The 13,944-nt window shown below is 40.4% G+C and carries 9 protein-coding genes and 1 pseudogene; 4 read left to right on the top strand and 6 right to left on the bottom strand.

The window, feature by feature from the left end; translation table 11 throughout:
- Positions 1 to 186, top strand: a pseudogene (locus tag H6G83_RS35080) (RNA-guided endonuclease TnpB family protein); the annotation flags it as partial.
- A gap of 41 nt (positions 187 to 227) precedes the next feature.
- On the top strand, positions 228 to 1,205 hold the full coding sequence (locus tag H6G83_RS33530; RefSeq protein WP_190480288.1) for an ABC transporter permease: 978 nt from the start codon (positions 228 to 230) through the stop codon (positions 1,203 to 1,205).
- Positions 1,206 to 1,230: 25 nt separating this feature from the next.
- Here H6G83_RS33530 and H6G83_RS33535 read toward each other — a convergent pair whose 3' ends face one another.
- Entirely contained in the window at positions 1,231 to 1,584 is a 354-nt protein-coding gene (locus H6G83_RS33535; RefSeq protein ID WP_190480291.1) for a hypothetical protein, read from the bottom strand.
- Positions 1,585 to 3,580: 1,996 nt separating this feature from the next.
- On the opposite strand from H6G83_RS33535, the gene H6G83_RS33540 reads away from it, so the two are divergent.
- The gene (locus tag H6G83_RS33540; RefSeq protein WP_313937732.1) at positions 3,581 to 7,207 is read left to right on the top strand and encodes a DUF4082 domain-containing protein; all 3,627 of its coding nucleotides are present in this window, start codon (positions 3,581 to 3,583) and stop codon (positions 7,205 to 7,207) included.
- A gap of 269 nt (positions 7,208 to 7,476) precedes the next feature.
- Here the strand turns inward: H6G83_RS33540 and H6G83_RS33545 are convergent, their stop codons facing one another.
- The 4 genes from H6G83_RS33545 to H6G83_RS33560 form a co-directional block, all read right to left on the bottom strand.
- The gene (locus H6G83_RS33545; protein WP_190480295.1) at positions 7,477 to 8,586 is read right to left on the bottom strand and encodes a hybrid sensor histidine kinase/response regulator; all 1,110 of its coding nucleotides are present in this window, start codon (positions 8,584 to 8,586) and stop codon (positions 7,477 to 7,479) included.
- A gap of 22 nt (positions 8,587 to 8,608) precedes the next feature.
- Positions 8,609 to 9,943, bottom strand: a complete 1,335-nt coding sequence (locus H6G83_RS33550) for an ATP-binding response regulator (protein WP_190480297.1) — start codon at positions 9,941 to 9,943, stop codon at positions 8,609 to 8,611.
- Between the two features lie 184 nt (positions 9,944 to 10,127).
- Positions 10,128 to 10,559, bottom strand: coding sequence for a response regulator (locus H6G83_RS33555; RefSeq protein WP_190480299.1), 432 nt, complete (start codon positions 10,557 to 10,559; stop codon positions 10,128 to 10,130).
- Between the two features lie 236 nt (positions 10,560 to 10,795).
- Entirely contained in the window at positions 10,796 to 12,319 is a 1,524-nt protein-coding gene (locus H6G83_RS33560) for a sensor histidine kinase (protein ID WP_313937735.1), read from the bottom strand.
- Positions 12,320 to 12,821: 502 nt separating this feature from the next.
- Here H6G83_RS33560 and H6G83_RS33565 point away from each other — a divergent pair.
- Positions 12,822 to 13,544 carry a response regulator transcription factor gene (locus H6G83_RS33565; RefSeq protein ID WP_190480304.1) on the top strand — a complete coding sequence of 241 codons (723 nt, stop codon included), beginning with the start codon at positions 12,822 to 12,824 and terminating at the stop codon, positions 13,542 to 13,544.
- 204 nt (positions 13,545 to 13,748) lie between these two features.
- Here H6G83_RS33565 and H6G83_RS35085 read toward each other — a convergent pair.
- Positions 13,749 to 13,944 (bottom strand): hypothetical protein (locus H6G83_RS35085; RefSeq protein WP_206759024.1); only part of this gene is annotated, 196 nt, incomplete at its 5' end.

A 13,944-nucleotide genomic window follows, 5' to 3' on the forward strand; every position in this document is an offset into this window, starting at 1 on the left:
GGATTTGTGATGGATAGAGATTGGAACGCAGCGATTAACATTCTGAAACTAGCCTTGGGTACTACGGGTCACGTAGGAACCTGGATCTATGATCCGAACGCTTCAGGAGATTCGACCTCTACTCATGCTGGAGAAATCTTGTGTGAGCAAGTTGGGTCTATGAATGAAGAATCTCCGCACTTTTAGGGCGGAGAGTGTCAAAGCGTCCCAAGGAGATATAACAGGTCATGGCTACTACAAGGTCTGTTGCGGCGGGTTTACGGTTGTTGCAGCGTCTGACTAAACTCCTTCGCTCTCAGGCTGTGCTACTTATCCTCCTGAGTTTGGCTGTGTTCGCATCGTTGCGTTATGAAACCTTTCTCACACCGCTTAATCTCATGAACATCATGCGGCAGAACAGTATGCTGTCGCTGGTGGCGCTGGGTATGACTATGGTGATTCTGAGCGGTGGAATTGATTTATCTGTGGGTTCTCTGGTGGCTTTAGGCGGTGTCATTGCCGCCATGTTTTCTGGACAAGGAAGCTTTGTGGCGATCGCCTGCGCCATTGCCAGCACCACTATACTAGGAATAGTCAATGGTCTGCTGGTATCACAAGCGCGGCTCCAGCCTTTCGTTGTCACTTTATTTACTGCCAGCGCTGCGCGGGGACTAGCGTTGAGCATCACTCAGGAAAGGTCGATTGCTTTATCCCCGACAGCATCAGGGCTGATATGGTTGGGTAGGGGATTTATTGGTTGGGTTCCCGTACCCGTGGTAATAGTTGCACTCTTATATTTTGCCGCTTGGTTCATGCTACATCGAAGCCGCTTAGGTTTGCACATATTCGCTGTGGGTAACAACGAGGAAGCCTCGCGACTCATGGGCGTGAACCCAAACCGGGTGAAGCTGGCAGTTTACACATTTAGCGGCTTGCTGTCAGGGCTGGCTGGCGTTGTGCTTGCAGGACGTTTAGGAGCGGGTCAACCAGTGGCGGCGATTGGTTGGGAGACAGATGCGATCGCCGCCACTGTTATGGGAGGAACTTTTCTCTCTGGGGGTGAAGGCAGCGTCTTCCCGACGCTCATCGGTGTACTCTTGCTAGGAATGATGTACAATCTGCTCAATCTTGAAGGAACCATTACCCCTTGGTGGCAACTTGTGCTTCGTGGTGCATTGTTACTTCTAGTGGTACTCTTCCAACAGCGTATCGCCCAGAAGCTTTAATGTCACGTGAGTTCGACCAGTGAGGTCAATTACTTTGCAGTTGTTGCTGTAATCTCAATGTGTCCATCTCTTGCCTTTGTTGTTGTCTGAGTTGCTCCATGCCAAATGGCACAGATTGCTGCTGTCTGAGCTGGTCTTGCAAACGGAATTGTTCGAGTCGTTGTTGCTGTTGTAACCTAAATTGGTCTTGCTGCTGTCTAAATCTTTGCCATAATTGTTGAGAAGTTGATGGTTGATTCAACTGTCTTCTTTGTTGGCCTGTGTACTGTGAGTTTTGAGATATCTGATTAGTTCCTGCCCTTACAGGAAATTCAATTCCCAAACCTATCGTCAGCATAATAATTAGTATCCCTGTTTTCATTGCTGATAAATGCTCCATACAGTTTTCTCAAAAGTTTATTGCAACGGCATTGTTGCTAAATCAATACATAAATCAAGGTGTCAGTTACACTTATACTTACTTAGCCTTATCATGCCAACAAATATACTTTAGTAATGTAAATATGCTAGGAAAGTCGTTGGCAAATAATTTCATCTATTACAAGCTTTAGTAATTAGCAAATAGATTTTTAAAATGATGTCATTAAGCACTTATTACTAGTATACAAGAAACATAGGTGACAGGTAAGTCCAGTCCTGTAGGCGGGTCTCCCGCCGTAGGGAACTGGCGAACCCGAAGGGTGACAGGTGACAGGTGACAGAAATAAGAAAATAGGGAATAGTTGTGTTTGTTTCATATTCGGCAAGAGCGTTCATCGCGCCCGTTAGGCGCTGACATCTTGCACCAACCGAATAAACCCAGAAAATAAACTTACGGTTTAATATGTAATTTTAATAACAAGAAAAATATTAATATACAGAAAATAACGCAGAACAAGCGATCGCTAAATAGGATCTGACTTTTCAGTCTTTAGATAGATGAAATTATTGATTACGTGTAAATTGTACAAATCAATACATTGATTTACAACTATAGCTAAAACTTGACCATATACAAAGTAAATTGTCAATCATCTAAAAATTGATTTTTATAATAAGTAAGTTTTTGTAATAATGTTTGTATAAAAAAATACATTTTAGGGTGTGGAAATACAAAGATGATGTAAATGAATTTGTTGAAAAAAACACATCCCTTTTACAAATCTTTTACACAAAGAATGTAATAATTAGATCAATCACTACTGCACAATATATGTAAAAATCATCAAATATTTATGGAAGAAGCAATATTAATATGGGTTATGGAATTTAAGAGTTTAACAAAAAAACATTTATAATAAATTCTTAAAAATGTCAGAAAAATAAAATTTTTGCATCATTACGCACGCTGGCAAGCCAGAACCTTACAGGGTTTATTTGTTAAGCGTTAGCAGAAAATTATTTACAAGTTATCAAAGGTTGTTTTAAAAGTGTTTGTTGGTGACTTTAAATGCTTTTATTTGTACTCTTTAACTTCTCTTTTTTAAGGGTTATAATTTTGTCGTTGCAAATGACTGTAAAGTAATTGATACACGAGTAGAAACTTTTAAAACATCCTTTGAAATATTGTCATTTGAAACTAGGCATTCAGCTAGTCTCAATACTAGTTATTACGCCCCTAATGGTGTGAGAGAATAACTATTATATGAGTTAACATTTTTGCCTTTGTTGATGATAAATAAAAACATTGCAAAAAGAAAATTTTTATGACTCTTTGCTTGATGAATAAATTTTTTTGTTGGTAGGATAATGCAATATATAGGAATCCGATTTGATTTCTGAAAAAACTTCAGTATCTGTAGGTATTGCCCACCAGATCCGGGTTTTGGTGGGCAGTGCATCGGCCTACGTATATTTCAAAAATCAAATATGAGTCCTATAGTGATGAGTATAAAATACACTCAATAAATTTTTTTTTGCTATTCTTAGCTAGAAATTAACTTTTGCAGTCGTAGTTTTAACCTACTAATAAAGCCAGTTAAATTCGCTATTTTGTTAATATATTTTTATGCTTTTTAGAGAGAAAATAAGTTAGAAAACAATTATTGTAATTAGGCATCTATTCTGCCTATGTGATGTAATTCAAATGTATAAAATTCAATATTTTAATTTATTTTTTATACAAAAAATATCTGTAAAGTGTTGACTAATTACGTAATTAGAGTAATATTTTTTATTGAAACAAACTTTTCCTACAAATTTCATTTTCAGAGGTAAACAATCAAAATTGTAGATAAAAATTACATTTTTTCAATTAATTACCTTGTTACCGATACACAAAAAAATGAATCATTGTCCACGGATAAATTATGAACCAAAAAATATTTAAATACCTGAGTTTATTCCTTTGCATGGTATTAGTAATCCTATGTATAGGAACTATCCCTGAATATACAGTGGCTCAAATAAACTCATCCGAAACTATTAGAAAAGTCACTGCGATCGCCTTTAGCCCCGATGGGACTACTTTGGCTGATGGAATTGAGGACGGTCAGATAGCTCTGCTGGATATCAAAACAGGCCAACTCAGCAAAGCCTTGGTGGCTCACTCATCTGATGTAACAGGAGTAGTCTTTAGTCCCGATGGTAAAACTCTCAACACTATTGGAAGAGACACTGTACTCCGCAAATGGGACATTGCCACAGGAAAACAAACTAGCAGATTACAGGGGCCAGAAAACCCACCCAGAATACTTGCTTCCAGCCAGAATGGTCAGCTGATCGCCACGGCAGGGGAAGACCCCAAAGTTTACCTATGGGATCTATCAACCGAAAAATTGATTAGTGTTCTCTCAGGACACCAAAACTTTGTTAACGGGCTAGCTTTTACTAACGATGGCAAGATTTTAGCTAGTGGCGACGACAACGGTTTAGTCATCCTCTGGGATACAACCACAGGTAGAGCTTTGAGAAGCATCCAAGGACATATGGCGGCACTGACATCTGTGGCATTTAGCCCAGATGGCAAAACCCTAGCCAGTGTAAGTCAAGATCAAACCGTGAGATTGTGGAATGTAGATACAGGCAAGCTGATTCAAACGTACCGTGATGCCACTGAACCATTGCAGACAGTGCGTTTCACCCCCACTGGAGATACATTAATCGCCACTGGGAAGAACATTGTTTATTTTTGGAACACAAAAACTCATAGTTTGCACTCAAAGCTTAACTCACTCGATTCTTCAGATATAACTGCGATCGATGTAAGTCCAGATGGAAAAACCTTGGCTACAGCCAAGGAAAATGGTAATGTGGCTGTCTGGGAAATAGAGACTGGGCTACGCGATCTGAATGTGACGCTAACAAACTTACTACCCACCGTTACTAACGAGTCGTTGTTAAATCTCAGCAAGAACTCAAAAGCACAGAAAACTACTAGCGCCACCAAAGCTACAGCTAGCAGTAGTGAGCTAGCACTGATTCCACTCTTATCATCACCACAAAGCGGAGCAATCTTAATCATCACTAATGCTGCCAATCCTTTTAGCAACTTCTACAGTGAGATTTTGTTAAACGAGGGACTTAATCTTTTCAAAACCAGTGATATCTCATCAGTATCAGGCAGTACCCTTGCTAAGTATGATGTTGTGATTTTGACCGAAACGAACCTCACATCGGCTCAAGTAACAATGTTTAGTAACTGGGTGCAAGGTGGTGGCAATTTAATTGCCATGCACCCAGACAAGAAACTAGCAAGCTTACTAGGGCTAACTAATGCCAACTCCACATTATCCGACGCTTATTTGTTAGTTAATAACTCCACCTCTGCTGGTAAAGGTATTGTCAATCAAACTATCCAGTTCCACGGAACAGCCGACCGCTATACCCTCAATGGTGCTGCTAGCATAGCCACCCTTTACTCAAATGCAACCACCTCAACCTCTAATCCTGCCGTCACTTTGCGTAGTGTTGGTAATGGTAAAGTTGCCGCATTTACCTACGATTTAGCTCGCTCTATTGTCTACACTCGTCAAGGTAATCCCGCTTGGGATCAACAAGAGCGTGATGGTTTTTCGCCCATCCGCGCCGACGATTTGTTCTACGGCAAAGCTAGTGGTGATGTCAAACCAGATTGGGTTGACCTAAATAAGGTAGCAATCCCGCAAGCCGATGAGCAACAAAGGCTATTGGCAAATCTAATTATCACCATGAACCAGTCGAAAAAACCATTACCCCGCTTTTGGTATTTTCCGTATGGTAAAAAGGCGGTGGTGATGATGACTGGGGACGATCACGCCAACGGGGGAACAGCCGGAAGATTTGACCAATTTATCAACCAAAGTCCACCAGGGTGTTCAGTCGATGACTGGGAGTGCATCAGAGGGACATCATATGTATTTCCTTCCTCCGAAGCTCTAACTAATCAACAGGTGGCTAATTACAATGCTCAGGGATTTGAAATAGCACTCCATGTAAATACGGATTGTGGAAATTATCAAACCTCCACATTATCTAATCTTCCATCATTACAATCACGCTATCAACAGCAACTGGCAGATTTTGCTAACATCTACCCAAGTCTTCCCGCCCCTGTTACACAAAGACATCACTGCTTAGTCTGGAGTGACTGGTTTACCACCCCACAAGTTGAGTCTAATTACGGCATCAGGTTGGACACAACCTACTATTACTGGCCATCCAGTTGGGTTAATAACCGCCCTGGATTCTTTACAGGTTCTGGTATGCCAATGCGCTTTGCCAATAAAAATGGCGCAATAATTGATGTCTATGGTGCAGCTACCCAATTAACTGATGAATCTGGACAAATCTACCCTTTTAGCATCAATACTCTACTTGATCGGGCAATAGGAGCAGAGGGATATTATGGAGTATTTAACGTTAACGCCCATACTGATTTTCCCAACTTACCAGAGTCGGATGCTGTAGTGACCTCTGCAAAAGCTCGTGGCGTACCAGTCGTATCTGCTAAACAAGTATTGCAATGGCTCGACGGTCGCAACAGTTCTTCTTTCCAATCATTGGTCTGGAATCTTAACACCTTGAGTTTCACAATTAATAAAGGTGCTAATACCAATGGTTTACAAGCAATGCTACCAGTACGTTTTGGTAATTTATTGCTGAGTAGTATTATCAGTAATGGTAACTCTGTTGCTTATAGTAAACAGACTATCAAAGGCATAGATTACGCTTTTTTCCCTGGAAATAATGGTGCATACATTGCTAGATATACCTTTGACAGTACCCCACCAACTGTAAGTTCGACAACACCTAACAACAATGCCACAGGCGTAAGTACAATAGACAGCATCACAGCAACTTTCAGCGAATCCATAGATGCAGCAACCATTAACACAAGCAACTTTAAATTAACAAATCAAGCAAACGTTCAGGTAACGGCTAATGTCAGCTACAACGCTAATAATCAGACAGCCACGTTAATACCAAACAATCAACTGGCAGCTTCTACAACTTACACTGCGACGATAAAAGGTGGAGCAAATGGAGTCAAAGACTTAGCAGGTAACGCCTTGACGAATAATTTTAGTTGGTCATTCACGACGACGGCGACTCAACCAATTCAGAGCATCTGGAATAACGCAGCAACACCGACAAACCCATCAGTATCAGATAATCAGGCGGTGGAGTTGGGTGTGAAGTTCAAATCGACTGTTAACGGCTATATTACAGGGGTGCGCTTCTACAAAGGTGCTGATAATACAGGTACTCACATCGGCAACCTGTGGAGTAGTACGGGGACGAATTTGGCGACGGCGCAATTCACCAATGAAACTGCTTCAGGCTGGCAAGAAGTGACCTTTGCTACTCCTGTACAGATTACTGCCAACACTGTCTATGTAGCTTCTTACCATACTGATGTGGGTGGTTATGCTCTAGACACAAATTACTTTGCTAACTCTGGAGTGAGTAATGGCTCGCTGTACCTGTTACAGAATGGCGAGAGTGGCGGTAACGGTGTGTATCAATATGGTACGAGTGGTTTCCCCTCTAATTCTTACCAAGCTAGTAATTATTGGGTAGACATATCTTTCACAACTAACTAGATAGGACTTACACAGGACAAGGGTGTAGGGGTGTAAACCTTCAAAACCTACACCCAGTCTTAACAGATAACCTTGGTACGTAAGTCCTGCTAGATTTGATACCAAGTTGTGTTTAAAGATATTTGTTTTGGCAGGCAAGGGAGCAACCCACCCCTAGCCCCTAAGAGGAGGGGAAAGAGAAGTAGCGCAGAGTAAGATACTATCTTTGACTGCAACTTAGTATGAGGTGGGCATCATGAGCGCCCTATGAATTTAATTGTCAACAAGTATTAAATATTCTTAGGCAGTTTGACTGTAAATATACTACCTTTACCTAGTTCAGAAATTAAACTAATTATACCTTCATGGGCTTCAACGATGCGGCTGGATAAATGCAATCCTAAACCGCTACCTGAGCGTTTATTTCTGCCTTGACGGAAGCGCTCAAAAATGGTTACTTGGTCTTCGGGAGCAATGCCATAACCTGTATCTTCAATTTCAATTGTTAACCAATGGGGATCAGGTTCAAAAAAGCGAATTTCTATACCACCTGTATCGGTAAATTTGATGGCATTGGCTACTAAGTTATATATTACTCGGCGTAATTCTAGGCGATCGCCCATAACTATACCAGCTTTTTCCCCCAAATTATCTATCTGACTGCTATCTACTTTGAGGGTTATGCCTTTTTCATCTGTTAAGGCGGTGAGTTCACTAACTACTTCTTGCGCTACTTCTTTTAAGTCACAGGTTTCATAATTTAAGGTTTTCTTCCCGGCTTCAAAGCGATAAACTTCTAGCAAGGTGTTAACCATTTGCATCAAGTTTTGATTGCTGCGAATCATCACAGAAATGGCCTGTTTCATTTCTGGCGAAATTTTGCAGAAGGCTTCTTGTTGAAACAAGTCCAACATCCGATCGGCGGCGACTAGGGGGGTGCGTAAGTCGTGGGTGAGGCGGGAAACAAAATCTTCTCGTTGACGCGCCATTTTCCGTTGTTCGTCTAAACTGTGCTTGAGGCGGAGAAGCGATCGCACTCTCGCTAGTAGTTCATCTGTATCAAATGGTTTACGGATAAAATCGTCTGCACCTGCATCTAAACCTTCCACGACACTCGATTCGTGGAAGGCTGTAATTAACAAAATGGGAATATAATTTAGCGCTGGGTTATTGCGAATGCGTCTTGTCACTTCATAACCATCCATCCCCGGCATCATCACATCTAATAATATTAAATCTGGTGGTGACTCTTCTACTTTATGTAAAGCGGAAATACCATCACTAACTAAATCAATTTCATAGCCTTCGCTTTCTAAAATTGTTTGTACTAAAATGAGATTATCTTTAGTATCATCTACAGCCAGAATCCGATCAATTTTAGAATTTTCCACAACAGACATAATAATAAAGTTAATTAGTAAATTATCGTTTGAGGTTCTGATACTTATTTGAGGATGGGTTTGATTGAGACGGAGATTGGTGTAATCTTTGGGTCGAATTAATCAGTTGTTTATGTTCCATCTGCACGGATGAGGTGGGTACAGATGGATTTGATAATGATACTTGTCTTGGTAATTCGATTGTAAATATTGAACCTACTCCTAATTGACTTTCTAAAAAAATCTTTCCCTTCATCATTTGCACAAGTGTGTCAATAATGGCTAACCCCAAACCTGTCCCCGGATATTTACGAGTGATGCTTTGATCAACTTGTCGGAATGCTTCAAAGATATTTTTAAAATCTTGAGATGCGATCCCAATACCCGTATCCTTGACTGCGATCGCCACTCGATTTCCCGGCAATTCTTCAGCCTCAACCCAAATACTACCAGATTCTGTAAACTTAATAGCGTTAGACAATAAATTTATTAAAATTTGTTTAATTCTTATGGGATCATTGACTATCAAAGGGTTTTTTAAGTCAAAATTCACTAACAAAGTCAATTTTTTGGCCTCTGCTAGTGAACGCATTTCACTGACGACTGTATTAATTATTTTGGTTAAATCACATAGCTCTGGCTTCAGTTCTAGCTGTCCTTCTTCTAATCGGGAAAAATCTAAAACTTCATTGACTAGCATTAACAAATGCTTACCATTATTTAAAATTCGCTCTACCATGTCAGTTTGTTTAGCGCTGAGGCTGCCAAACTTAGGACGTAGTAATATTTGCGAAAAACCAATAATTGCATTCATTGGTGTCCGCAATTCATGAGACATGGTAGCAAGAAACTGAGATTTCAGCCGCGATGCTTCCAATAACTTTAAATTTTGGATTTGGATTTGTTGCCGTTGTCGTTCTAATTCTTGGTTTTTCCTAATTAGTTGTTCGTGGCTTTCGCGGAGCTGTTGGTAGGCTATAGTCACCTGCATTTCTGCACGATGTACGCGAATTGCATTGCGGAGAACTTGCTCTAAAGTTGCTGAAGAAACTCTAGATTTAGATAGATAATCTGTTGCACCAGCTTTCATTAACTCCACTGCGACTTGTTCGTCACATTGAGAAGTCAGTATAACTAAAGGAATTTTGATATTTAAGGAATGTATTGTTTGAATTAAGGTTAAACCGTCTTGGTCTGGTAAGCGATAATCGATAAAAGCACAATCAAAATTATTACTGCTTAAGACGGCGATCGCACTATGTCCATCGCCTACTTCTGACAGTTCCATTCGCACCCCAGCCTTAACTAAGGCACGACGTACAGCCATGCGGTCTACTTCATCATCGTCTACAACCAAAATCTTCAGCGTCTCGTCCATCGGTTTTTATCTTCGCTGCAAAGAGCGAGGTGATTTTCAACATTTTTGGGTTCAAATTATCCAACTAAAAATTTGATATTTTCAATAAAATCTTAATTAATGCTTAACCCTGATTTGATTGTTTCTGATTATCAATCCTCAAGTTAAAATAACTTTTATCTCGCCAAATCTGATATTAGCAAAACTAGGGCATTTCGCATAATATCCAATATTTGTTGATTGTTACCATCATTTCTACAAAACTAGAGAATGTTACAGGCTTGAGAATATAACCAGCAACGTTTAAGTTGTAAGCTTCCACACGGTCTTGGTCTTGGTTTGATGTCGTCATCACAACTACAGGAGTTGGTCGTAATTGTGGGTCTGACCTTAATTCTTGCAAAAACTCAATACCACCCATTTTCGGCATATTTAGGTCTAGCAAAATTAAGCGACGCTCTTGGGGAAACTCAGGGTATTTAGCATGATTACCACGCAGAATGGTGAGCGCCTCTAAACCATTGCTTGCTATAAAAATTGGATTAGTAATATTTTCTTTCTTGAATGCCCGTTTGACATTCATTACATCAACTTCATCATCCTCCACTAATAGTATGCTAATCATTTTTTCCAACATTTTTTGTATTTAAATTACACTTTTTACTAAAGGTGAGATAATAAATGAACTGTTGTTCATGAATTAGTAATTAGCAAACTGCAAGTGCTATATGCCTGAGCGGACTTAGCTTTTAATAAGTAAAATAGAATACTTAATTAAGCTTCACCTCAATTGTAAAAGAGTATCTTCACACAAGTCCTCACCCATAGGTGAGAACTGAAGACAATCATGATGTACCATAAGCTTGAGCCAATTTACTCCAGAGTTCGCTTAGGCCAAGTAAAATGAAATGTGCTTCCAGTCCCTGGAACTGGCTTTAAAGTAATTGCACCTCCTTCTGTTTCCACTATCTTTTTCACGATCGCCAGTCCTATACCAGTATTTTCTTTGCTATCGCGCGGTTCGAGAGTTTGGAAGATCACAAAAATTTTATTGTGATACTCTACGGGAACACCTGGCCCATCATCTGCTACAGTAAACTCGTAGTATTTTCCTAAATCTCTGACCGAAATTTTTACATGACCATCGGCGCGGGTATGGTGATGAATTGCGTTGCCGATTAAGTTAGCAAATACCTGTTGTAGCGGAAATTTTTTTGTGAAAAATGTAGGCATTCCCGGCTGAATTTCAATGTGAAAGGTTGCGGGTGGTTGCAACGAATCGATGACTTCCTTAAGTAATAAATCGACATTCACCGTGCTTAATTCTGTGTGGATACGTCCAATGCGGGAATACTCCAACAAGCCATTAATTAAACCTTCCATGCGGCGGACTCTACCCCGCAACAATTGTAGTTGATGTTGGTTTTCTTCGGGTAGTTGATCGGCTAGGTCTTCTTCTAACCATTCTGATAAACTAGCGATCGCTCGTAAAGGTGCTTTTAAATCATGGGAAGCTACATAAGCAAACTGATCCAATTCCTGATTACGTTGTTGTAGGAGGGTGGTAGTTTTCGCCAGGATAATATTTAAGCGGGTGAGTTCTTCTGCACGTTGTTGCAGGGTAATTTCCGCTTGTTTGCGGTCACTAATATCAATAGCTGAACCTATATAACCAGCAAAACTACCATTGGCATTAAATCTAGGTGTACCTGTATCTAATATCCAGCGATATTGCCCATCGTATCGTTTCAAACGATACTCTATTATAAAACTTTCTCGCTGGTCAAACGCTGTAGTATAAGTATTAATACAATGTTCTAGGTCTTCTGGATGCAGTCCTTGCGCCCAACCATTATCTACTTCTTGGGCCATTGTGCGTCCTGTGAAATCTAGCCAACCTTGATTCACAAAATTGCAGAGTTTGTCTAATCCTGACATCCAAATCATCACAGGGGCATTATTTGCCATCACCGCAAATCGTTCTTCACTCTCACGCAATGCTTCTTCTATTTGGTGACGTTCACTAATATCTACTATCGTGCCAATACAACCAATTATTCGACCATTCTCAGCAATTTCTGCTACTGATTCTGATAATACCCAAGTAATTTTACCTTGAGGATTTTGCAAGCGAAATTCTATTTTCAATGACTTTTGATTGGGAAGAATTTTGTAAGCTTGTGCCTCTACAAGCCGTAAATCTTCTGGATGAACAGCTACTCGCCAACCTTGCCCCAAAGACTGTTTTAAGGACAGTCCAGAAATTTCACACCAGCGCTCGTTGACATAAAGACAATTACCTGCTAGATCTGTGCGAAATATGACAACGGGAACCTTTTGCGCTAGATTCTCAAAGCGGCGATCGCTTTCGGAAATTGTTTGATTTGTTGCAGTCACCACACAGACCCCTAATAAAAATGCAAAATCTCCTATTGCTAGGCTTTGACTCAGGACAAGCGGCTATCAGACTTCAACTAATCTGATTTTGGCAATATACATAACATTACTATCTGATTTTTTACAGGTCTTTATTCAAAAAAATTTACCTGAATAATAACTGCTTTTTCAATATTAATTTACATAAAAATTAATATATGCTACATTGCTTGTATGCCGTTGGTAACGAATGTTATCAGATAAAAAGTTCCCTCCTAAGTAAGAATTAGCAAACAGCCAAATGTCCGAGTTTGTCCCAGTATTTTATATTTTCCTATAAAATAGCGATATATCTACAGCCGTATTTTTATATCTATCCAAACCCAAAAATAATTGATTTATTATTTCTATCGGTGGATGCAGACACATGAAGATATCATCTATCTTTGGTTTGGGAAAATCATAGAAGAGTCAAAAAAATCATATTCTGGCAAGAAGCAATTAGAGAAGAGCGAGTGTAAAGATGAACGAAATAAGCATTATTTTAATTGAAGATCATGATTTGACTAGAATGGGGCTGAGAGCAGCTTTGCAGGCTAACACTGGCATTAAGGTAATTGGTGAAGCTGCTAATGCTACTCAAGGGCTGAAACTTTTGGAAACAGCGAAGCCAGATGTAGCTGTGGTGGATATTGGCTTACCCGATATGGATGGGATTGAACTCACGCGCAAGTTTAGACGTTATCAAACAGAGAGTGGACAAACCCACACCAAAATTCTCATCCTGACAATGGATCATACCGAAGATGCCGTACTGGCTGCCTTTGCGGCTGGTGCAGATTCTTACTACATGAAGGAAACCAGCATTAGCAGACTGACAGAAGCAATTCAAGCCACCTTCGGCGGTAACTCTTGGATTGATCCGGCGATCGCTAATGTAGTATTACAGAAGATGCGCCAAGGCATTCCCGGAGACAATCAAGCATCCGACAAGCCAAAAACCGTTAAAATTGAAGCCCTACCTTCCGAATACGAGCAAGTTCTCGAAACCTACCCCCTCACCCAACGGGAATTAGAAATTCTAGAGTTGATTGTTGCTGGTTGCAGTAACGGACAAATCGCCGAAAAACTCTACATTACCGTCGGTACAGTCAAAACCCACGTCCGTAACATCCTCAATAAACTCTGCGCTGATGACCGTACCCAAGCGGCTGTACGTGCTTTGCGTTCTGGATTAGTAGCATAGCAGGGGACAGGGGACAGGGTAGAAAGCTTATTGTTAAGCTTTGATGACTAGTTTATCTCCTAACCCATCTGCTGACGGCTATATCAATTCAAAATATCTGACGGGTAGGCTAACACCTGCATAGCAAAGGCTAAGTCTGGGTTTTCAGGTTTATCTTGTTGAATTGGTATCAGCATAGAAACGAGGAAATTTACCCAAGAACCTTCAGTCGGTGAAGAACCCCGATTTCTTCAGGAAACCGGGGATTTGGGTTTTTGCTAATTGCGCCCACTTTCTAGGAAAAGTTAGTTGACTGTCTCCCCATTGAATCGCGCAAGGGGATTCTTTCACTGTGCAGGGAGCTATCGCTTGCACAGAGCTACACTGGAGATGAGGACGAAATCTCAATCCAATGGGCGCA

Source organism: Anabaena azotica FACHB-119, from assembly GCF_014697625.1.
GTDB lineage: Bacteria > Cyanobacteriota > Cyanobacteriia > Cyanobacteriales > Nostocaceae > Trichormus > Trichormus azoticus_A.